This window comes from Streptomyces thermodiastaticus (genome assembly GCF_014656135.1).
GTDB classification, from domain to species: Bacteria; Actinomycetota; Actinomycetes; order Streptomycetales; family Streptomycetaceae; genus Streptomyces; species Streptomyces thermodiastaticus.
This window is the reverse complement of sequence record NZ_BNBV01000002.1, coordinates 150,327-170,896: the sequence shown is the minus strand read 5'-3', so window position 1 is coordinate 170,896 and position 20,570 is coordinate 150,327. Positions and strand designations below refer to the sequence as shown.

General features: G+C 74.8%; 19 protein-coding genes and 1 pseudogene. 11 read left to right on the top strand and 9 right to left on the bottom strand.

The window, feature by feature from the left end:
- The first annotated feature begins 4 nt into the window (after window positions 1-4).
- From IE286_RS02760 to IE286_RS02740, 5 genes are read left to right on the top strand one after another with little or no spacing between them, the layout of a single operon-like run.
- Window positions 5-589 carry a D-sedoheptulose-7-phosphate isomerase gene (locus tag IE286_RS02760; RefSeq protein ID WP_189794944.1) on the top strand — a complete coding sequence of 195 codons (585 nt, stop codon included), beginning with the start codon at window positions 5-7 and terminating at the stop codon, window positions 587-589.
- Between the two features lies 1 nt (window position 590).
- Complete coding sequence (gene rfaE2, locus IE286_RS02755; protein ID WP_189794943.1) at window positions 591-2,012, top strand: D-glycero-beta-D-manno-heptose 1-phosphate adenylyltransferase; 1,422 nt, start codon at window positions 591-593, stop codon at window positions 2,010-2,012.
- On the top strand, window positions 2,009-2,998 hold the full coding sequence (locus IE286_RS02750) for a glycosyltransferase family 9 protein (RefSeq protein WP_189794942.1): 990 nt from the start codon (window positions 2,009-2,011) through the stop codon (window positions 2,996-2,998). The genes rfaE2 and IE286_RS02750 overlap by 4 nt, the downstream gene beginning before the upstream one ends.
- 18 nt (window positions 2,999-3,016) lie before the next feature.
- Complete coding sequence (locus tag IE286_RS02745; protein WP_189794941.1) at window positions 3,017-3,880, top strand: glycosyltransferase family 2 protein; 864 nt, start codon at window positions 3,017-3,019, stop codon at window positions 3,878-3,880.
- Window positions 3,877-4,773, top strand: a complete 897-nt coding sequence (locus IE286_RS02740) for a glycosyltransferase family 2 protein (RefSeq protein ID WP_189794940.1) — start codon at window positions 3,877-3,879, stop codon at window positions 4,771-4,773. Before IE286_RS02745 ends, IE286_RS02740 begins: the two co-directional genes overlap by 4 nt.
- Before the next feature lie 117 nt (window positions 4,774-4,890).
- Here the strand turns inward: IE286_RS02740 and IE286_RS02735 are convergent, their stop codons facing one another.
- The 3 genes from IE286_RS02735 to IE286_RS02725 all read right to left on the bottom strand — a co-directional run bounded on the left by IE286_RS02735 (window position 4,891) and on the right by IE286_RS02725 (window position 7,029).
- Window positions 4,891-5,205 carry a DUF3040 domain-containing protein gene (locus IE286_RS02735; protein ID WP_189794939.1) on the bottom strand — a complete coding sequence of 105 codons (315 nt, stop codon included), beginning with the start codon at window positions 5,203-5,205 and terminating at the stop codon, window positions 4,891-4,893.
- An 81-nt stretch (window positions 5,206-5,286) separates the two neighbouring features.
- A complete protein-coding gene (locus tag IE286_RS02730) occupies window positions 5,287-6,177 on the bottom strand; it encodes a polysaccharide pyruvyl transferase family protein (RefSeq protein ID WP_229861923.1) in 891 nt (296 codons plus the stop codon).
- Window positions 6,178-6,288: 111 nt separating this feature from the next.
- A complete protein-coding gene (locus IE286_RS02725) occupies window positions 6,289-7,029 on the bottom strand; it encodes an MgtC/SapB family protein (RefSeq protein ID WP_189794938.1) in 741 nt (246 codons plus the stop codon).
- Window positions 7,030-7,315: 286 nt separating this feature from the next.
- On the opposite strand from IE286_RS02725, the gene IE286_RS02720 reads away from it, so the two are divergent.
- Together IE286_RS02720 and IE286_RS02715 are read left to right on the top strand one after the other, a co-directional pair.
- On the top strand, window positions 7,316-7,777 hold the full coding sequence (locus IE286_RS02720) for a TIGR03668 family PPOX class F420-dependent oxidoreductase (protein ID WP_189795110.1): 462 nt from the start codon (window positions 7,316-7,318) through the stop codon (window positions 7,775-7,777).
- A gap of 122 nt (window positions 7,778-7,899) precedes the next feature.
- Window positions 7,900-8,325: a CBS domain-containing protein gene (locus IE286_RS02715; RefSeq protein ID WP_189794937.1), complete on the top strand. Its 426-nt coding sequence runs from the start codon at window positions 7,900-7,902 to the stop codon at window positions 8,323-8,325.
- 94 nt (window positions 8,326-8,419) lie between these two features.
- On the opposite strand, the gene IE286_RS02710 is transcribed toward IE286_RS02715, so the two are convergent.
- The 3 genes from IE286_RS02710 to IE286_RS02700 all read right to left on the bottom strand — a co-directional run bounded on the left by IE286_RS02710 (window position 8,420) and on the right by IE286_RS02700 (window position 13,446).
- Window positions 8,420-9,238 carry a S1 family peptidase gene (locus IE286_RS02710; RefSeq protein WP_189794936.1) on the bottom strand — a complete coding sequence of 273 codons (819 nt, stop codon included), beginning with the start codon at window positions 9,236-9,238 and terminating at the stop codon, window positions 8,420-8,422.
- A gap of 315 nt (window positions 9,239-9,553) precedes the next feature.
- On the bottom strand, window positions 9,554-12,382 hold the full coding sequence (locus IE286_RS02705; protein WP_189794935.1) for an AAA family ATPase: 2,829 nt from the start codon (window positions 12,380-12,382) through the stop codon (window positions 9,554-9,556).
- A 227-nt stretch (window positions 12,383-12,609) separates the two neighbouring features.
- Window positions 12,610-13,446 carry a helix-turn-helix transcriptional regulator gene (locus tag IE286_RS02700; RefSeq protein WP_189794934.1) on the bottom strand — a complete coding sequence of 279 codons (837 nt, stop codon included), beginning with the start codon at window positions 13,444-13,446 and terminating at the stop codon, window positions 12,610-12,612.
- 130 nt (window positions 13,447-13,576) lie between these two features.
- On the opposite strand from IE286_RS02700, the gene IE286_RS02695 reads away from it, so the two are divergent.
- The 3 genes from IE286_RS02695 (at window position 13,577) to IE286_RS02685 (ending at window position 18,102) form a co-directional block, all read left to right on the top strand.
- On the top strand, window positions 13,577-15,253 hold the full coding sequence (locus tag IE286_RS02695) for an AMP-binding protein (RefSeq protein WP_189794933.1): 1,677 nt from the start codon (window positions 13,577-13,579) through the stop codon (window positions 15,251-15,253).
- The gene (locus IE286_RS02690; protein WP_189794932.1) at window positions 15,250-16,887 is read left to right on the top strand and encodes an AMP-binding protein; all 1,638 of its coding nucleotides are present in this window, start codon (window positions 15,250-15,252) and stop codon (window positions 16,885-16,887) included. Before IE286_RS02695 ends, IE286_RS02690 begins: the two co-directional genes overlap by 4 nt.
- 504 nt (window positions 16,888-17,391) lie before the next feature.
- Entirely contained in the window at window positions 17,392-18,102 is a 711-nt protein-coding gene (locus IE286_RS02685; RefSeq protein WP_189794931.1) for an aminotransferase class I/II-fold pyridoxal phosphate-dependent enzyme, read from the top strand.
- A 103-nt stretch (window positions 18,103-18,205) separates the two neighbouring features.
- Here IE286_RS02685 and IE286_RS27835 read toward each other — a convergent pair whose 3' ends face one another.
- From IE286_RS27835 to IE286_RS02670, 3 genes are all read right to left on the bottom strand, one after another.
- Window positions 18,206-18,817 carry a helix-turn-helix transcriptional regulator gene (locus tag IE286_RS27835; protein WP_189794930.1) on the bottom strand — a complete coding sequence of 204 codons (612 nt, stop codon included), beginning with the start codon at window positions 18,815-18,817 and terminating at the stop codon, window positions 18,206-18,208.
- A gap of 22 nt (window positions 18,818-18,839) precedes the next feature.
- Window positions 18,840-19,250 (bottom strand): VOC family protein, encoded by a 411-nt coding sequence (locus tag IE286_RS02675; RefSeq protein WP_189794929.1) that lies wholly within the window; start codon window positions 19,248-19,250, stop codon window positions 18,840-18,842.
- Between the two features lie 294 nt (window positions 19,251-19,544).
- The gene (locus IE286_RS02670; RefSeq protein WP_189794928.1) at window positions 19,545-19,772 is read right to left on the bottom strand and encodes a hypothetical protein; all 228 of its coding nucleotides are present in this window, start codon (window positions 19,770-19,772) and stop codon (window positions 19,545-19,547) included.
- Between the two features lie 301 nt (window positions 19,773-20,073).
- Between IE286_RS02670 and uraD the strand changes: the two are divergent.
- Window positions 20,074-20,568 (top strand): annotated as a pseudogene (gene uraD, locus IE286_RS27000) (2-oxo-4-hydroxy-4-carboxy-5-ureidoimidazoline decarboxylase); the annotation flags it as partial.
- Window positions 20,569-20,570: the final 2 nt, after the last annotated feature.

Here is a 20,570-nt window from a genome sequence, read left to right as displayed (position 1 = left end):
GAACATGAGCGTCGAGTCACCGGCCGTCACCGGACACTGCGACGAACTGCTGCTCGCCCTCGGCCGCTTCCGCGCGTCCGCCCACATCACCCAGCGCTGGGGCGAGCATCTGGCCGCCGTCCTCGGCGGCGGCGGGCGGCTGCTGGCCGCCGGCAACGGCGGCAGCGCGGCCCAGGCCCAGCACCTGACCGCCGAACTCGTCGGCCGCTACCGCGACGACCGGCCGCCGTTCTCCGCGATCGCCCTGCACGCCGACACCTCCTCCACCACCGCCATCGCCAACGACTACGGCGTCCACGAGGTGTTCGCCCGCCAGGTGCGCGCCCACGGCCGCCCCGGCGACGTGCTGATGCTGCTGTCCACCAGCGGCGCCAGCGCCAACCTGCTGTCCGCGGCCGACGCCGGACGCGCCGCCGGCATGCGGGTGTGGGCGCTGACCGGACCCGCGCCCAACCCGCTCAGCGCGGGCAGCGACGAGGCGCTGTGCGCGGCCGGGTCCTCCACCGCGACCGTGCAGGAACTCCACCTGGTCGCGGTGCACATGATCTGCGCCGCCTTCGACGCGGCCCTCGAACGGACCGGGAGGTGACATGGCGGGAACGTCTCCCCTGGTCGTGGTCGGCGACGCCCTGCTCGACCGCGACCTGACCGGACGCGCCGACCGGCTGGCGCCGGACGCACCCGTGCCGGTGGTCGCCGGCTGCACGGAACGCACCCGTCCCGGCGGCGCCGCCCTGGCGGCCCTCCTCGCCGCCCGCGACGGCCGCGACGTCACCCTGATCACCGGCCTGGACGACGGCCCGGCCGGCCGCACCCTGCGCCGGCTGCTGGAGCCCTGGCTGGAGCTGGTCGCGCTGCCGATGACCGGCGCCCTGCCGGAGAAGACCCGCATCCTCGCCCAGGACCGTCCCGTGGCCCGCCTGGACCGCGGTGACGGCCGGGCCCGCGAGGCCACCGCGGCCGCCCGCGCCGTGCTCGCCGCCGCGCCCGCCGTCCTCGTCTCCGACTACGGCCGGGGCGCCGCCGACGTGCTGCGCCCGCACCTGCGCGGGCGCACCCCGGTGGTGTGGGACCCGCACGCGCGCGGCGGCCGGCCGGTGCCCGGCGCCCGCCTGGTCACCCCGGCCCGCGCCGAGGCCCGGACCTTCGCCGCCGCACTGCCCGGCGGCCGGGCGGCGGACGGCGCGGCGCCTTGCGGCACCCCGGCCGCCGCGGAACTGCGCGCCCACGCCGAGGAGGCCGCCGCCCTGCTGCGGCACTGGCGGGCCGGCGCCGTCGCCGTCACCCTCGGCGCGCGCGGCGCCCTGCTGTCCTACGGGGAGCACCCGCTGCTGGTGCCCGCGCCCGCCGGCCACCACGGCGACGCCTGCGGCGCGGGCGACCGGTTCGCGGCCACCGCGGCCGGGCTGCTCGCCGACGGCGCGCTGGTCGGCGAGGCCGTGGAGGGCGCGGTCGCCGTGGCCACCGCCTTCGTCGGCGCCGGTGGTGCGGGCGCCCTGTCCGGCACGGCGCACCCCGGCGGTGCGCCGCGTTCCCCGGCCGCACCGCCGCCCGGCGACGACCCGGCGGCGCTCGTCGCCCGCATCCGGGCGGCCGGCGGCACCGTCGTCGCCGCGGGCGGCTGCTTCGACCTGCTGCACGCCGGGCACGTCGGCCTGCTGCAGGCGGCCCGGCGCCTCGGCGACTGCCTGGTGGTGTGCGTCAACTCCGACGCCTCCGTGCGCCGCCGCAAGGGCGAGGGACGGCCGGTCAGCCCGCTCGCCGACCGGGTCCGTGTGCTGCGTGCCCTGTCCTGCGTGGACGCCGTCGCCGTCTTCGACGAGGACACCCCCGAACGGCTGCTGTCCCGACTCCGCCCGGACGTGTGGGTCAAGGGCGGGGACTACGCGGCCGCCGACCTGCCCGAGGCGGCCCTGCTGCGGGAGTGGGGAGGCCAGGCCGTGCTGCTGCCCTACCTCGACGGCCGCTCCTCCACGGTCCTGATGGCCCGGGCGGCGGGAGGCGCGTCATGACCGGCACGGCACCGTCAGGACCGACGGCGCCTCAGCCCGCCCGCACCGTGCTGGTGCTGCGCGCCCTCGGCCTCGGGGACCTGCTCGCCGGCGTCCCCGCGCTGCGCGCCCTGCGCCGCGGCTTCCCCGGCCACCGGCTGGTGCTCGCCGCACCGGCCGGGCTGCGGGAGGCGGCCGCCGCCACCGGTGCCGTCGACCGGCTGCTGCCCGCCGCCGCGCCCGGCCGCGCCGTGCCGCGCACCCTCGGCTGGACCGGCCCGCCCCCGGACGTCGCCGTCGACCTGCACGGCAACGGCCCGCCCAGCCACCGCCTGCTCGCGGCCCTGCGCCCTCGTCGGCTGTTCGCCTTCGCCCACCCCGGCACCCCGGACATCGCGGGCCCGCCCTGGTACGCCGACGAGCACGAACGCGACCGCTGGTGCCGGCTGCTGCGCTGGTACGGCCTCGACGCCGACCCCGCCGACCTGCGGCTGCCCCGTCCCGCCGGGCCGGGCCCGGCCCCCGGCGCGGTCGTGGTGCACCCCGGGGCCGGATCCCCGGCCCGCTGCTGGCCCGTCGAACGGTTCGCCGTCGTCGCCGAGGCGCTGCGCGCCCGCGGCCACCGGGTCGTGGTCACCGGGGGAGCGGACGAGGACGGCCTCGTCGCCGACCTCGCCAAGCGGGTCCGCCTGCCCGACACGGACGTCTTCGGCGGCGGCCTGCCCTTCGCCCGGCTGTCGGCGCTGGTGGCCGGCGCCCGTGCCGTCGTCAGCGGCGACACCGGCATCGCGCACCTCGCCGTCGCCCTCGCCACCCCCTCGGTGACCCTGTGCGGCCCGGTCGCCCCCAGCCGCTGGGGTCCGCCCCCCGGCGACCCGCGCCACCTCGCCCTGTGGCACGGCCCGGAAGGCGACCCGCACGGCCGCCGTCCCGACCCGGCCCTGCTGAGGATCCGTCCCGACGAGGTCCTGGCCGCCCTCGACACGCTCCCCGGGCCGCGGGGCTGACCCCGTCTCACCGACGCCATGGACGACGCACCCGTCGGCGTGGTCATCGCCACCCGCGACCGCTCGGACCGCCTCGCCGTCACCCTGCGGCATCTGCTGGCGCTGCCCGAGCGGCCGCCGGTCGTGGTGGCCGACAACGCCTCCACGGACGACACCCGCGCCCTGCTCGCCCGTGACTTCCCGCAGGTGCGGGTCCTCGCCCTGCCGTCCAACCGGGGGGCGGTGGCCCGGACCCACGGCGTCCGCGCCCTGCACACCCCCTGTGTGGCGTTCTGCGACGACGACTCGTGGTGGGCGCCGGGCGCCCTGGCCACCGCCGCCCGCCACTTCGAGCAGCACCCGCGGCTCGGCCTGCTCGCCGCCCGCACCCTCGTCGGCCCCGACGAACGGGACGACCCGATCGACGAGGTGCTCGCGCACTCCCCGCTCGGCCAGGTCAGCGACCTGCCCGGCACCCAGATCCTCGGCTTCCTCGCCTGCGCCGCCGTGGTGCGTCGCACCGCCTACCTGGGCGCCGGCGGCTTCCACCCGCTGCTGTTCTTCGGCGCCGAGGAGACCCTGCTCGCCTACGACCTGGCCGCCCGCGGCTGGGGCGTCACCCACTGCCCGGACGTGGTCGCCCACCACCATCCGGCGCCCGGACCCCGCGCCGGCCGGCCCGCCGTGGTCCGCCGCAACGAGACCCTCACCGCCTGGCTGCGCCGCCCCCTGCCGTACGCCCTGGCCCGCACCGGCGCCCTGGCCGCCGACGCCCGCCACGACCCGGCGGCCCGGCAGGCCCTGCGCGAGACGCTCGCCCGCCTGCCGCACGCCCTGCGCGCCCGCCGCCCCCTGCCCCCGCACATCGAACGCGCCGCCCGACTCCTGGACGAGACATCATGAACGACCCCCGCACCACCGTCGTGGTCATCACCCACAACCGGCGCCCCGAACTGCTGCGCACCCTCGACCGGCTCGCCGAACTGCCCGAACAGCCCGAGGTGTTCGTCACCGACAACGCCTCCACCGACGGCACCTCCACCGCCGTCGCCCTGCGCCACCCGCAGGTGCGCCTGGTGCGCCCCGGCCGCAACCTCGGCGCCGTGGGCCGCAATCTCGCGGTGCGCCGGGTCCGCAGCCCGTACGTGGCGTTCTGCGACGACGACTCCTGGTGGGCACCGGGCTCCCTGTCCGCCGCGGCCGACCTGCTCGACCGGTACCCCGCGCTCGGCGCGGTCACTGCGCGCATCGTCGTCGAACCGGACGGCACCGAGGACCCCATCGTCGAGGAACTGCGCACCTCGCCCGTCCCCGGCCCGTCCTGGCTGCCCGGCCCGGCGCTCGGGTCCTTCCTCGCCGCGGCAACGGTCCTGCGCACCGAGGCGTTCCGGCGGGCCGGCGGCTTCCATCCACGGCTGTGGCTCGGCGGCGAGGAGGAGCTGCTCGCCGCCGACCTGGCCGCGGACGGCTGGTGGCTGTCCTACGCCGAGGACCTGACGGTCCACCACCACCCGAGCGTGGTCCGGGACCATACGCGCCGCCGCCATGACGGCATCCGCAACACCCTGTGGTTCACCTGGCTGCGCCGGCCCGTCCGGCCCGCCCTGCGCCGCACCCTGCACCTGGCCCGCACGGTGCCCCGTGACTCCGTCTCCCTGAAGGCGTTCGCCGAGGCGGCCGCCGCCTGGCCGTGGATCGTGCGCGAGCGGCGCGTGCTGCCCCCGGGCGTGGAGAGGCGGCTGCGGGCGCTGGAGGACAGCCAGCGCACCTCGAAAGCCCGCCGGTACACGGGGTGAGTCGCTGCAGGTGCGTCCCACCGGCGCCGCCGCACGGGGTGAGTCCCACCGGCGGTACGGCGTTCCCCGGGCCCGGGGGGAACGTGCCCGCCTCCGGCCCGTCACCGGCCGGAGTGCTCAGCCGCCGCGTGCGGACGACCACCGGCACAGCAGCCTGAGCACGGCGAACGACGCCGGCGCCCACAGCACCGCGAACGCCCAGATCACCCCCGGATCGTCGGTGACGATGCCGGCCGCCAGCAGAGCGGCGCTGACCAGCACGAGCAGCACCGCGGTCCAGGGCCGCGGGGCCCACTGCGCCACCTTCGACAGGTCCGGGCGGTGCCGGCGCGGCGGACGCAGCCGCCGGGCGAGCCGGCGGTCACGGCTCAGCGCGCGTTCGATCTCGTCCAGGATGCGCTGTTCGTGCTCGGGAAGTCTGCTTGTCGACACTGTTGCTCCTCAGGGGACCGGTCCTCACGGGGACCGAGCTGCCTGTCCCGTCGGGGTCCGGGTGCCCGTGCCCCCTGCGGGTTAACCGGTGCGCAGCGGCCGCAGCGCCCGCAGCAGCTCCTCGGCGCCGTCCTGCCGGGCCCCCGCCGCGAACTTCTCGCACACCTGCCGGGCGGCGACCCGGCCCGAGGTCAGGCACCAGCGCCACCAGTGGTCCAGCTCGTCCCGTCCGAGGCGTTCGGCGGGCACCAGCGCGGGCCAGCCGCAGGCACGGGCCTGCGCACTCACCTTCGCGCCGCCCGCCACCGGGTCCACGGCCAGCGCGGGCGTGCCGGTGCGCAGGGCGAGCACCATGCCGTGCAGCCGGTCGGTGACCAGGAGGTCCAGCCGGGCCAGGACGGACTGCAGCTGGGCGGGCGTGGCGCACATCCGCCAGTCACGGGTGTCCAGCCGGGTCTCCAGCTCCAGCCGCGCGCAGTCCTTGCCGTGCAGCCAGGCGGTCAGCTCCCGGGCGACGCGGTCGTGCCGGCGTGCCGCGCCGTACTCGTGCTGGCCGTGGGTGAGGATCACCCCGGCCACGGGCCGGGCGGGCAGCGCGGGCGCGCGGGCGGCCAGGTCCAGGCGGGGCCCGGCGCCGGGCGCGTCCCGGGCGACGACATGGTGGAAGCCGGTGACGGCGGCACCGCCCGGGTCGATCACCGAGGTGCCCACCGCGACCCGCAGACAGTGCGCGAACCGGCGGTGCAGCCGTTCGACCTGCGGCCCGTGCAGCGGACCGCACACGAACACCAGCTGCCCGTACCGTTCGGGCACCACCTCGTCCAGGTGCAGCGCGCGGGGCCGGAAACCGGGACTCCAGGCGACGTCGTAGGGCAGCCCCGCCCGCCGCAGCACGTCCTCCATCCGGTGCAGCGCCAGCACGTCACCGGCGGTCGCCTCCCCGTCGGGAAAGGAGAACCAGCCCGTGAGCAAAGTCCGCGGGGCATCGTCTCGCCCGTGCACAGTGCCCCCGGGTGCCCGCCGGCCGCACGGGTCACACCCCACCCCGGGGTCACCGCACACACGGAACCCCGCGGACCCGGCTCAGGCGTCGCCGGCCTCCTCCTCGCCCATGCGCAGCTCGACGTCGAGGACGTTCTCGTCCCGGAACAGCTCGGAGGCCAGCCGGCCGGCGTCCGCGGTGCCCTCCAGGCGCAGCAGCACCTGGGCGGCCGCGCCGGCGTGCCGGGGCAGCCGGTCGGCTCTGACCTCCAGGATGCGGAAACCCCGCCGGGTGCACAGCTGCATCAGCTGCGGCAGCAGGGCCTGCCCGGTCAGATACGTCAGCCGCAGCTCCACCGTGGCAGGGGCCGTGGCGGCGCTGAGCCGGCGGGACAGCGGTGCGTAGCCGCGGACCACCAGGAAGTGCAGTGCGGTGACCGCCAGGGCGAGGACCGGCAGCCCGCCGCCGCAGGCCATACCGACCGCGCAGGTCAGCCACACGGTCGCGGCGGTGGTCAGCCCGCGCACCGCGTCCCGGCGCACGAAGATCAGGCCACCGCCGATGAAGCCGATGCCGGAGACGATCTGGGCGGCCACGCGGGAGGGGTCGAAGGAGACGTTGTCCAGGTGCAGCACCTGCAGAAAGCCGTGCTGCGACACCTCCATCATCAGGGCGCTGGCGACGCCGACCAGGGTGTGGGTGCGCAGCCCGGCGCTCTTCTGATGCGCCTCCCGTTCCAGGCCGATCAGACTCGACAGCAGCAGGGCGAGCCCCAGCTCGGCCAGCTGCCGCGGGCCCTGTCCTTGGGTCACGTCCCACAACGGAACCGCAAGCCACGGCATGCGTCTCCCTTCGCCGCTCGCTCGTGCGCCGTCCGTCGGCCGTCCTGCGACTTCGGCGGCGTCAGGTTGGGGCGCGCCCGGCCCCGCGGGCCGTCACCGCGGCCCGGCGGTGCGGGTGACCCGACCACAGCTGAGGGGGTACCCGGAAGCCGCTGCGGGACGCCGCCGGGCGGGCGCGCGGCACCCGGGCGGACGCACACGGCGGCAGCCCGGACCGGACGGTGCGCAAGGGCTGTCCGCAGGCGGTGAGCAGGTCACAGCAGGAGAGGAGCAGCACGTGACACGGATGGACCCCGCCCAGGCCCGGCAGTGCTTCGCGGCCGCCCGGGTGGCCCGGCTCGCCACGGTCGACGACCTGGGCTGCCCCCACCTGGTGCCGATCGTGTTCGCCACCGACGGCGCCGACCACGTCGTGACGGCCGTCGACCGCAAACCGAAGAGCACCGCACGGCTGCGGCGCCTGCACAACATCGAGGTCACCCCGGCCGTGTGCCTGCTCGCCGACGGCTACGCCGAGGACTGGTCGAGGCTGTGGTGGGTCCGCGCGGACGGCGGCGCCCGGATCGTGCCGCCCGACGCGCCGGACCTGGCCACCCGCGAGGAGTACGAGGCCGCGCTGGTGCGGCTGCGGGCCAAGTACCCGCAGTACCGGGACGACCCGCCGGCCGGGCCGGTGATCGTGGTCGCCGTCCACGACTGGACCGGATGGCAGGCCGACCCGGCGTCCGCCCCGCTCCCGGCCGGGTGAACGGCCCCGCTCGGACCCGTGCCCGTACGGCCCCGGTTTGGCCCGGCCCGTTCTGGCTACGCGGCGGGCAGGGACGTCGTCCCGCGTCCCCGTGCCCAGCCCGGCCCCCGGGAGGTGGCCCCATGACCCGGCGAGTACGCGACGTGATGTCCCCCGGTGCGGTGGCCGTCGAGCCGATGACCACGCTGGAGAACGCGGCCCGTGTGATGCGCGAGCAGAACGTCGGCGACGTCCTGGTGGCCTACGACTGCGATCTGTTCGGTGTGCTGACCGACCGGGACATCGTGGTCAGGGCCGTGGCCGGCGGCAGCGACCCGCACACCGCCACGGCCGGCCAGGTGTGCACCCGGCCCCCGGTGGTCACCCTGACCCCCGACGACACCACCGACCACGCCGCCGAGCTGATGCGCCAGTACGCGGTGCGCCGGCTGCCCGTCGTCGAGCACGGCGGCTGCCCGGTCGGCATGGTCAGCCTCGGCGACCTGGCCACCACCGACGACCCGCACTCCGCGCTGGCCGACATCAGCAGGGCCGACCCCAACCGCTGACCGGACCTGTTGGAAGACCTGTTGGAAGGGGGCGTTGCGGGCTTCTCGTGGCGGCCCGCAACGCCCCCGGCCTGTGTCCCCGGGACGGGGTCGGTCAGGCGGCGACCTGCTCCGCGACCTGGGACGAGAACGTGGTCATCCGGGTGTACACACCCGGATGACCCGCCGCCGCGCAGCCGTTGCCCCAGGAAGTGATCCCTGCCAGGACGCCCCCGACGAGCAGGGGACCGCCGCTGTCGCCCTGGCAGGTGTCCACGCCGCCGGAGGTGTATCCGGCGCAGACCATGTCGCTCGCGACGAAGTGGGAGCCGTACACGCGCGCGCAGTCGGTGTCGGCGACCACCGGCACGGTCGCGGTGCGCAGCTGGTTGGAGGCGCTGCCGTTCTCCGTGGTGGTCCCCCAGCCGAGGACGCGGGCGACGGTGCCCGGCGCGTACACGCCCGTGTCACCGGCGGCCACATAGGGCGCCGGGGTGTACGGCATCGCGGTGGCGAGCGTCAGCACCGCCACGTCGTCGCCGCTCGTGGGGTCCGTGAAGCCGGGGGCGACCCAGATCCGGCTGACCCCGCTCACCGTGCCGTCGGTGCCGTCGAGATAGGTGCGGCCCCCGACCACACGCAGCTTCGCGGGAGTCTCGCCGGCCACGCAGTGCGCCGCGGTCACCACCTTCCGGGCCGCCACCAGGGTCCCCCCGCAGAACTGGTTGCCGGCCGCGTCGGTGATCTGCGTGACGAACGGGTACGCGTCGGTGGTGGTCGGCGTGCCGCCGACGACGGGCCGGGGAACACCGCCGGCCGGGCGAGGATGCGCGGTGGCGGCGGGGGCGGCGAGCAGAACGGTCGCGGCGGCCGCCGTCAGTGCGGCGGCGGTCCGTCTGCCGCGCCTGCGTCGGGCACGGGTGAGGCCGAACATGCGTCTCCTCGTGAGCTGGCCGGTGGGGGGTCGCACGGGTGGGGGTGGAGCTGGACACGCATGTCCGCGCCGTGAGGACGGCCGTCCTGTGCCCGGGCGAGCGGCACGCCCGCCAGGCTAGGGGCCGCCCCGCACGCCTCCAATGAGGGAACCCCCTACGGGGATGGGGCAGGGAAAACCCTCGGTCGGATGGCCTCGGCCGTCCCTGACCGCCCCCGGCCGGTCCCCGGTCGGCCGGGGAAGACCTCGGCCGGTCCGGGGTCCGCCGGCGGCGGCCCTCACTGGATCCACGCCGTCAGTCAACCCGCGCCGCGCTCACTTCGCGCGCCGGGCCGCCGCCAATCGGACGATGTCGACCCGCGAACGGATCCCCAGCTTGCGGTAGACCCGGGTCAGCGTCGCCTCCACGGTCTTGACGCTGACGAACAGCCGTGCCGCGATCTCCCGGTTGGTGGCGCCCTCGATGACGAGCGCGGCCACCTGCCGTTCCATCGACGCCAGTTCGTCCAGGGCCGCCGGCAGATGCTCCGGCCGGGCCGGCCGGGCCAGCGCGGCGGCCTCCACCTGACGCAGCCACGGCAGCGCGCGGCACCGCCGGAACAGCCGCGCCGCCTCGTCGTACGACGCTGGCCCCGGCCGCCGGCCGCTGCGCAGCCGGGCCAGCGCGAACGCGGTCCGCGCCTCCTCCAGCCCGGTGCCCAGGGCCGCGAGCCGGTCCTGCGCCGCCGTCAACTGGACGACGGCCGCCCGGGTTTCGCCGCGGGCCGCGCGCAGCAGCGCCTCGGCCCGGTCCAGCACGGCCAGCATGCCCTGCCGGCCCAGCCGTGCGGCCTGCTCCCGGGCGGTGTCGACGACCTTCTGCGCCTCCTCGGTCTCTCCGGTGAGCACCAGCGCCTCGGTCAGGTCCCCGTGCCAGCGGCCGCGCGCCGGATCGGTGATGCCCAGCGCCCGCTCCAGCTTGCGCACCCGGCGCAGCGCCGCCACCGCCGCCGGTGCGTCACCGGCCACGAAGTGGGCGTGCCCCAGCGCGGCCAGGGCCCGCGAGAGGTACATCTGGTCGCCGTCCTCCTCGGCGAGCCGCACCGCCTCCTCGGCCAGCTTCAGCGCCGTGCCGGGGTCACCGCCGTCGGCCTCGGCGAGCGAGGCCAGCATCGCGGACGCGCCCTCGCCGATGCCGGTGTCCCGGGCCAGCCGCAGGCTCTCGCGGGCCAGGTCCAGCGCGCGGCCGCAGTGCCCGGCGCGCAGTTCGGTCTCGGCGAGCGACCGCAGATAGTGCACCTCGCTCTCGGCCATGCCGCGCCCCCGGACCTCGCGCAGCAGCGCCGTGATGGTGGCCCGGGCCTCGGCGAGCCGGTCGCTCATCAGCAGGAAACGGAAACGCGCCGAGCCGACGCCGTTGTGGTGGCAGGCCACGTACGCGTCCTGAGGCTCGCTCATCGCCCGTTCGATGGTGGCGGCGGCGTCCGGATGGCCCATCAGCGTCTCGGTGGAGGCCTGGAAGGCCAGCGCCATCAGTTCGGTGCGGCGGTCCTCGCCGCGCGCGGCCAGCTCGGCGGCGTGCGCGGCCTCCCGGCGCGCCTCGGCGAAGTCGCCGGCCACCACCAGACCCCGCCAGGCCAGCTGGTAGTGGACCAGCGCGAGCAGCCGCGGGTCGTCGCCGGCGTCGGCGAGGGCCTGGGGGAAGACGGCGTCCACGTCGCCGAGGGCCTGCCCGGCGGCCTCGATCACCACCATCCACGCCCGCACCCGCTCGGCCGGCACGGTGGCGCGGGCCAGCACCCCGTGGGCGATGTCCCGGGCGAGGTCGACCTCCCCGGCCGTGATGGCGTCCTCCGCGGCCAGCAGCCGCCGCTCGTCCGGCCCGGGGTCGCCGTCGGCGGGGGTGTGCCGGGCGGCGAGCAGCCCCAGCGAGGCGGCCACCGAGGGCGCCCCGCGGTCCCGGGCCAGCGCGGCGGCCTCCGCGAGCCGGGCGGCCACCTCGGGATCGGTGCCGGTGGTGGCCAGCGCCAGGTGGCGGGCCCTCTCGATCGGGTCGGCGGCGGCGGTGGACAGGGCGGCGTGGGCGGCCCGGCGCTCTTGCGCGGAGGCCTCCGCGTACAGCGCGGCCGAGATCAGCGGGTGCGCGAACCGCACGGCCGGGCCCTCCGGTTCGGTGGCCAGCAGCCCGAGTTCGGCGGCGCGGGCGCATTCCGTCTCGGCGTTCACCCGTCCGGCCGCGCGCAGCAGCGCCAGAGTGGGGCGGGCGCCGGCGCTCGCCACGAGCAGCGTGCGGCGGGCCTCGTCCGGCAGCATCCGCAGCCGGCTGAGCACCAGGGCGCGCAGCGAGGTGGGCACCGGCAGCGGCTCGCCGGGGCGCGGCGGGGTCGGGTTCTCGGCCAGGGCACGGCCCAGCTCCAGGGCGAACAGCGGGTTGCCGCCGCTGGTGCGGTGGATGTCCCGGACGGTGGAGCGGGGCAGGTCCCGGTACCCGCGGTGGCCGAGCAGCGCGGAGATGTGGGTCCGGGTCAGCGGGCGCAGCCGCACCGGGAGGGTGTCGGGCGGACAGGGGGGTCCGCCCGCCCGGCCGAAGCCGAGTGCGACGGAGCGGTCGTAGCTCTCGTCCTCGGTGCGCATCGCGCACAGCATCCGCACGGGTGTGTCGCCCAGCCGGCGGGCGGCGAAGCCCAGCAGTTCGGCGCTGGCCGCGTCCAGCCACTGGAGGTCGTCGGCGACGACGAGGACCGGCCCCTTCGCGGCGAGGGCGCGCAGCACGGACAGCACCGCCAGGCGCAGCGCCAGACCGTCGCGCCGCAGGCTGGACTCGCCGCGGCCGGTGAGCGCCGACTCCAGCGCGGTGCGCTGCGCGGCGGGCAGCTCGCCGGAGACCTCTTCCAGCACCAGCCCGAAGAGATCGGCCAGCGCCAGGAACGGCAGGTGCGATTCGGATTCGGTCGCCGAACAGCGCAACACGGTACGCGCCGACGGGGCGCATTCCGCGGCCAATGCCCGCAGCACGGTCGACTTTCCTATTCCGGCCGGCCCGTGCAGCAGCACACTGCCGCCCCGGCCGAGCTGCTCCTTTGCCGCCGCGACGGCCTCGTCGTGGCCTATGACCAGGTCGGAGCGGTGGCCCGCAGGGCCCATGAAGTCCCGTCGCACGGTCACCGCTCCTCTCGTGTGTCGTGGCCGCACTGAATTCTAGGCACCGCGCCCTTGAATTCCGTCCGGCCGGGGAGCGGGGGAATCGGTGACGGTTCGCACACCGCGGGAATCGGCGGCGGCGCACGGGACGCGGGAATCACGGCACCGCACCGGGCAGGGGCCCATTTCCGTCTTCGCCCGCGGAATGCACACCCGCACCCGGCGGCTGCCGCCGCAGCGGACCGGGACCCCTACGGCAGCACGCCGGCCCTGCGGGCCGCGACCACCGCCTCGCCGCGGGTGTGGGCGTTCAGCTTCCGCATGGCCGAGCGCAGATACGCCTTGACGGTCTCCGGACGCAGGCCCAGTCGCGCAGCGGCGGCCCGGTTGGTCGCACCGGAGGCCACACAGGCCAGCACGTCCACCTCCCGCGGCGCCAGGTTCACCCGCTGCGCCGGGGCGGCCGCGGCGGTCAGCAGACCGCAGGCGTCCAGGAGCTCGGCCCGCAGCCGCGGGTCCGCGATCCGCGGGGCCAGGGCGCGCAGCGCCGCGTGCGCCTCGCGTACCTGCTCCCAGGCCGCGTTCGCCGGCCGTCCCGGCGCCGTCCCGGTCCGCGCGGCGGTCAGCAGGTCGCGCGCCTCCTCCCGCGCCACGAACGCCTGCTCCACGTCCCGCGCGGCCTGCACGGCCGCGGCGAGCGCACGGTCGCCCAGCGGCTGCGCCGTGCGCAGCGCCCCGTACAGCACACCGCGCACCCGGCGCCGCACCACCACGGGCACGGCCAGCACCGCGCGCAGCCCCTCCGCGGCCACCGCCGCGTCGTACTCGTGGCTGATCTGCCGGGACAGCGAGTAGTCCGTCACCGCGCACGGACGGGCCAGCGCCACCGCCTTGCCGCCCAGCCCGTTGCCCGCGGTCACCGCCAGCGCGCTCAGCGCGCGTGTGGCCGTACCGCTCAGCTCGCTGATCCGCACCCGGGGCACGCCCGGTTCCACCAGGCCGCCGAAGGCGACGGGCAGTCCCGTCGCCCGCCGCAGCCGCACCAGCGCACCCCTGATCTCCGCCGCCCCGGACGCCTCCGCCGACACCTGCTCGCCCCTTCGTCACGGACCCGACCCACACACCCCCGTTCGGGGGTGGTGAGACCCGCATCACGGATTACACGATGTGACGCAGCCGCCCGGCAACGGTCCGGATGTGATGGGCTTTGGAGGACGCATGACGACAGCGACGGAGCTGTTCCGCCAGGCGCGGGATTTCCTGCTGGAACACCGCGAGGACTACGACACGGCCTGTGCCGGCTTCCGATGGCCCCGCCCCGACCGGTTCAACTGGGCGCTGGACTGGTTCGACGTCATCGCCGAGGGCAATGACCGCACCGCCCTGCACATCGTGGAGGAGGACGGCACCGAGACCCGCCTGTCCTTCGCGGAGATGTCCGAGCGCTCCGCCCGCGTCGCCACCTGGCTGCGTGAGCGCGGGGTCGCCGCCGAGGACCGGATCCTGGTCATGCTCGGCAACCAGGCCGAGCTGTGGGAGACCGCACTCGCCGCGATGAAACTGCGCGCCGTCGTCATCCCCGCGACCCCGCTGCTCGGCCCCGCCGACCTGCGCGACCGCGTCGAGCGCGGCCGGGTGAGGCATGTGATCGTGCGCACCCAGGACGCCGCCAAGTTCGCCGAGGTGCCCGGCTCCTACACCCGCATCGCCGTCGGCGGCCTGCCCGGCGAGGACGGCTGGCAGCGGTACGAGGACGCCTACGACGCGTCCGCCGCGTTCGTCCCCGACGGCCCCACCCTCGCCGACGACCCGCTGATGCTGTACTTCACCTCGGGCACCACCGCCCGCCCCAAGCTGGTGGAGCACACCCATGTGTCGTACCCGATCGGGCACCTGGCCACCATGTACTGGATCGGCCTCACACCCGGGGACGTGCATCTGAACATCTCCTCGCCGGGCTGGGCCAAGCACGCCTGGTCCAACCTGTTCGCCCCGTGGAACGCCGAGGCGACCGTCTTCATCCACAACTACACACGTTTCGACGCCTCCCGGCTGATGGCCGAGATGGACCGGGCGGGTGTGACCACGTTCTGCGCCCCGCCGACGGTGTGGCGCATGCTCATCCAGGCCGACCTGACCCAGCTGCGCACCAAGCCCCGCGAGGCCGTCGCCGCCGGCGAGCCGCTCAACCCGGAGGTCATCGAGCAGGTGCGCCGGGCCTGGGGGGTGACCATCCGGGACGGCTTCGGACAGACCGAGACGGCCGTGCAGATCTCCAACAGCCCCGGCCAGCGCCTGAAGACCGGCTCGATGGGCCGGCCCAGCCCCGGGTACCGCGTCGAACTGCTCGACCCGGTCACCGGCGCACCCGGCGCCCGCGAGGGCGAGATCGCGCTCGACCTGTCCGTGCGGCCCGTGGGCCTGATGGCCGGCTACCACGGCGACGCCGACCGCACCGCGGAGGCGATGGCGGGCGGCTACTACCGCACCGGCGACATCGGCTCCCGCGACGAGGACGGCTACATCACCTACATCGGCCGCGCCGACGACGTCTTCAAGGCATCCGACTACAAGATCAGCCCGTTCGAGCTGGAGAGCGCGCTGCTGGAGCACGAGGCGGTGGCCGAGGCGGCCGTGGTGCCCGCCCCGGACGAGCTGCGCCTGGCCGTGCCGAAGGCGTACATCGTGCTGGCCGAGGGCTGGGAGCCGGGCCCGGACACCGCCAAGGTCCTCTTCGAGCACTCCCGCCGGGTCCTCGCCCCGTACAAGCGCGTCCGCCGCCTGGAGTTCGGCGACCTGCCCAAGACCGTCTCCGGCAAGATCCGCCGCATCGAGCTGCGTCAGGCCACGGCCGCCGGCTCCGACCACGAGTACCGTGAGGAGGACTTCCGGTGAGCGAGCTGCCGCACACCCAGGCGCCCGCGCTGTCGTACGCGCACGGCACCGGAGCCACCGCCCTGCTCGGCGACACCATCGGCGCCGACCTGGACCGGACGGTGGCCGCCTGGCCCGACCGGGAGGCCCTGGTCGACGTGGCCTCCGGACGCCGCTGGACCTACGCCGAGTTCGCCGCGGACGTCGACCGGCTGGCCCGCGCACTGCTCGCGAGCGGTGTCGCCAAGGGCGACCGGGTCGGCATCTGGGCGGTCAACTGCCCCGAGTGGGTGCTGGTGCAGTACGCCACCGCCCGCATCGGCGCGATCATGGTGAACATCAACCCGGCCTACCGCACCCACGAGGTGAAGTACGTCCTCGACCAGGCCGGTGTCAGCCTGCTGTTCGCCACGCAGCGCCACAAGACCAGCGACTACCGCGCGATGGTGGAACAGGTGCGCGGCGCCTGCCCGAAGCTGAGGGAGACCGTCTACTTCCAGGACGCGAGCTGGGAACAGCTGCTCGCCCGCGGCAGCTCCGTCGACGACGGTCAACTGCGCGCACGTGCCGCGGAGTTGTCCTGCGACGACCCCATCAACATCCAGTACACCTCGGGCACCACCGGCTTCCCCAAGGGTGCCACCCTCTCCCACCACAACATCCTCAACAACGGATACTTCGTGGGGGAGTTGCTCGCCTACAGCGAGCAGGACAGAATCTGCATACCTGTCCCGTTCTATCACTGTTTCGGCATGGTGATGGGGAACCTCGCGGCCACCTCGCACGGCGCCTGCATGGTCGTCCCGGCGCCGTCGTTCGACCCCGCCGCGACCCTGGAGGCCGTCCAGCGGGAGCGCTGCACCTCCCTGTACGGGGTGCCGACGATGTTCATCGCCGAGCTGAACCTCCCCGGTTTCGCCGACTACGACCTGTCCACCCTGCGCACCGGCATCATGGCGGGCTCGCCCTGCCCGGTGGAGGTGATGAAACGGGTGGTCGCCGAGATGCACATGGCCGAGGTGTCCATCTGCTACGGCATGACCGAGACCTCCCCGGTGTCGCTGCAGACCCGCAGGGAGGACGACCTGGAGCATCGCACGGGCACCGTCGGCCGCGTCCTGCCGCACCTGGAGGTGAAGGTCGTCGACCCGGTCACCGGGGTGACCCGGCCCCGCGGAGTCGCCGGGGAGCTGTGCACCCGCGGCTACAGCGTGATGCTCGGCTACTGGGAGCAGCCGGACAAGACCGCAGAGGCCGTCGACGCGGGCCGCTGGATGCACACCGGCGACCTCGCGGTGATGCGCGAGGACGGCTATGTGGAGATCGTCGGCCGGATCAAGGACATGATCATCCGTGGCGGCGAGAACATCTACCCGCGCGAGATCGAGGAATACCTTTACGGTCACCCGAAGATCCGTGACGTACAGATCGTCGGCGTTCCGCACGACACCTGGGGCGAGGAGGTGCTCGCCTGCGTCGTCCCGCGGGACCCGGCCGACCCGCCCACCCTGGAGGAGCTGCGCTCTTTCTGCGAGGGCCGCCTCGCCCACTACAAGATCCCCAGTCGGCTCGAGATCCTCGACACCTTCCCGATGACCGTGTCCGGGAAGGTGCGCAAGGTCGAGCTGAGGGAGCGGTTCGGGACGAGCGGCTGAGCGGGGCGGGCGGTGCCTCGGGTGATCGACCGCGGCTGAACCGGTCGTGCGCGCGAGCAGGCCGCCCGGTCTGTGATGGCGGCCGAGTGCACATTTTGCCGTCTCGGCCGCCTCCTCGCGGGACCGCCGACGCCTGTACTGCTGTGCGGAGGCGGTCCCTTTTCCTGTTACACGGTCAACTCTGCGCCCATGACGGCGACCTGGCTGGTCGTAAGCAAGTCCTGGGAGCGCTTCTGCACTGTCCTGTCCCACTCCGACGGCGGCACGTGGTGCGCAGGGAACAGTCACCGTCCTCAAGGTGAAGTCCTTACCTCCAGCGCGGCTGTGACGTACGACTCGCCGCCTGTCGATGCCTCGCCTGACCAGCGCAGATACGCGATCGGTATGTATCTTGCAGCAGTGACATTGGTGTAACCGTTACTCAACGCTCTGTACTTGCCTGGCACGACAGCTCGGGGCGTCGGCGCACGGCGCCCGTACTCAACGCAACGAGACGGACACCATATGGGGGAGGCAGGCCTGTACCAGGATTTGCCGGCGGCCAAACCGAAGGAGCTGCGCGCCCGCGGCCAGTACCGAGAGTTCGTCGACATCAACCGGAGGGCCGGCAACTATCCCAAGGTGCTGCGTCGCACCGCCGATGGACGCACCTGCCAGGTGACGGTCTGGTGCAGCAACGACTACCTGGGCATGTCCCAGCACCCGAAGGTCCTCGCCGCCATGCACGAGGCGGTGGACGAGTACGGCGCCGGGTCCGGCGGATCACGCAACATCGGCGGTACCCACGCCCATGACGCCCGGCTGGAGGCGTCGCTGGCCGAATGGCACGGCAAGGAAGCCGCCTTGGTGTTTCCTACCGGGTACTCCTCCAATGACGCCACACTCCAGTGCCTCCTGCGCGTTCTGCCCGATCCGTTCGTCGTCTCCGACGAGCTGAACCACGCGTCGATCATCAACGGCATACGCAGTACCAGGGCCGATCGCGCCATTTTCCGTCACAACGACGTGGAGCATCTGGACGAGTTGCTGTCCCGTCAGCCGCATGACCGCCCGAAGGTCGTGGTCTTCGAGTCGGTGTACTCCATGGATGGCGATGTCGCCCCGATCGAAGGGATCGTCGAGGTCGCCCGGCGCCACAATGCCCTGACGCATCTGGACGAGGAGCACGCCGGCCGGTCCACCACAGCCGAGGCCGACTGGGAGCGACTGGGATGACCGCGCCCGCCGCACGGCGCCAGGGGAAAACAGCTCCCGGGCGTCGAGTGCCAGGCGGGAGGGCGGGCGACGGGGCCCTGGTGCCCCGTCCACCAGCCGCCGCTCAGGACGCCGCGGTGCGGTTCCTGACCGGCCGGGTCACCTGCTTCGCCACACACGCCGGCATGCCGTTCACCACCACGACCCCGGGGGCAGCGTCACCGTCGGCCCGTACGGCCCCGCGACGGCCGCCCGCGGCCGCCTCCCGCCCCTCCGCCGCCCGCACCGGCTGCGGTGCGTTCGCTGCATGCGGGGCGTCCGACGCGTCCGCCAGGTTCGCCGTCTGCGCCGCCGAAGCCGCCTGGGCGGCCGCGCGACGCCGGTAGGCGCCGGGCGGCATGCCGATCAGTTCGGTGAAGCGGGTGGTGAACGTCCCCAGCGACGCACAGCCGACGGCGAGGCACACCTCGGTGACGCTGAGGTCGCCGCGCCGCAGCAGCGCCGCCGCGCGCTCGATGCGCCGGGTCATCAGGTAAGCGTAGGGCGACTCGCCGTAGGCGGCCCGGAACTGCCGGCTGAGGTGTCCGGCGGACATGTGCACACCCCGGGCCAGCTCCTCCACGTTCAGCGGCCGCGCGTACTCCCGGTCGATCCGGTCGCGGACGCGGCGCAGCCGGGCGAGATCGGCCAGGCGCTGCGCCTCGGCCTGCGCACGCCGCCACTCGGGCCGGCACATGGGGACGCACCCCTTCCTTCGGTCAGCGCAGTTCCTGGATGCGCACCAGGTTGCCCGCCGGGTCGCGGAAGGCACAGTCCCGGACGCCGTACGGCTGCTCGGTCGGCTCCTGGACGACCTCGGTGTCGCCCGCCTGCACCTGCTCGAAGACCTCGTCCAGGTCTTCGGTGGCCAGCATGATCCAGCCGTAGGTGCCCTTGGCCATCATCTCGGCGATGGTACGGCGCTCGGCCTCGGTGATGCCCGGGTCGGCGGCGGGCGGCGCCAGCAGCAGGGAGACGTCGGGCTGGCCGGGCGGGCCGACCGTGATCCAGCGCATCGTGCCCTGTCCGACGTCGCTGCGGACCTCGAAGCCGAGGACGTCACGGTAGAAGGCGAGGGACGCGTCCGGGTCGTCGTGCGGGAGGACGGTGGTGTGAATGGTGAGCTTCATGCCGAGCAGACTAGGTCCGGTGCCGAGGCCCGCGCTTCTCGAATCCTGACCGGTTCTCCCCGGGGCGGGGACAGCTGGTGTCCAAGGCGGAGAAAAAGGTGTCCGGGGCGGGAAAGGAACGAGGGGCCCGCCGCCCCCGTGCCGGCGGGGCCCTCGTGGAAGAGGGTGCCCGCGCAGGGCGCCGGCCGATCCCCCGCGGGCCGGGTTCAGAGGTTGATTTGAGCATGGCGTACCCCGCCTACGTCCCGTGCCGTAGGCGGCGGGACGCGGGGGAGTGCACGGGCGGCGTCCGGCTCACCAGTCGTGGTCCGACAGGCCCGGCCAGTCGTCCGGGCCGCCGCCCTGCCACTCGATGAGGTCGCTGTCCTCCACCTCGATCCGGTCCAGGTCGGCGAGCCGGAGAATCTCGATCACGTCGTCCAGGTGGGACGCGAGTCCGAGGGTGACATCGCCCTCGGTGACCCGCCGGGAGCCGTCCAGCGCCGGGGAGTGCACCACGATGTGCGGATGCTGGGTGTCCATGCCTTCAGCCTCCTGCGCCCGCCGCCGCTGTGCACCCCGGGAGCTCCGGTGCGCTCCGGGGGCCGGGTCCCCCGGCCTCGGCGGCGGCCGCATCTGCCCGGACACCGGCTCGCGCGTCAGGTTGAGCGCGTGCGACGGAGAGCGGAGTTCATGACCGGACCCTTCGACCTGGACGAGGTGCCCGCCCACGCGGTGGTCGCACGGAAGGCCATCGAGGGCGCCGCGCTGCCGCGGTGGGCGCGGAGGCGTCAGCTGTCCGCAACGCATTCCGTACACGGTGTTCGCGCCCACGGAGGCTGCCGTGACGTCGACATCCCTGCCGTCGGGCCTCGCCCGCCTCGACGCTCTCCCGTCCGATGCGGCGCGCGCCGCCCTCCTTCCGATCTGCGCCTCGACGACGTGGGCCGATCGGGTGCTCGCCGCCGGCCCTTCGCCGCACCCGAGGAGCTGTACGCCGCGCCCTCGCCGCGCTGACGACGAACGACCTCGCGCAGGCGATGGCCGGGCATCCGCCGATCGGCCGTCCGCGGCCGGGGAAGGCGGCCTCCGCCCGCGAGCAGAGCGGCATGACCCGCGCCTGTGCGGACCTCAAGGCGGAGATGCACGCACTCAACCAGGCGTCCAGCGCACGTTCGGCCATGTGTTCCTGATCTGCGCCACCGGGCTGACCGGCGAGCAGATGCGGGACGCGGCGGCCGAGCGGCTCCGCGACACGCCGGAGCAGGAGTGGGAGACCGTCCGCGCCGAGCTGGGGAAGATCAACCGTGTCCGGCTCGCGCGACTGATCGAAGAGGACAC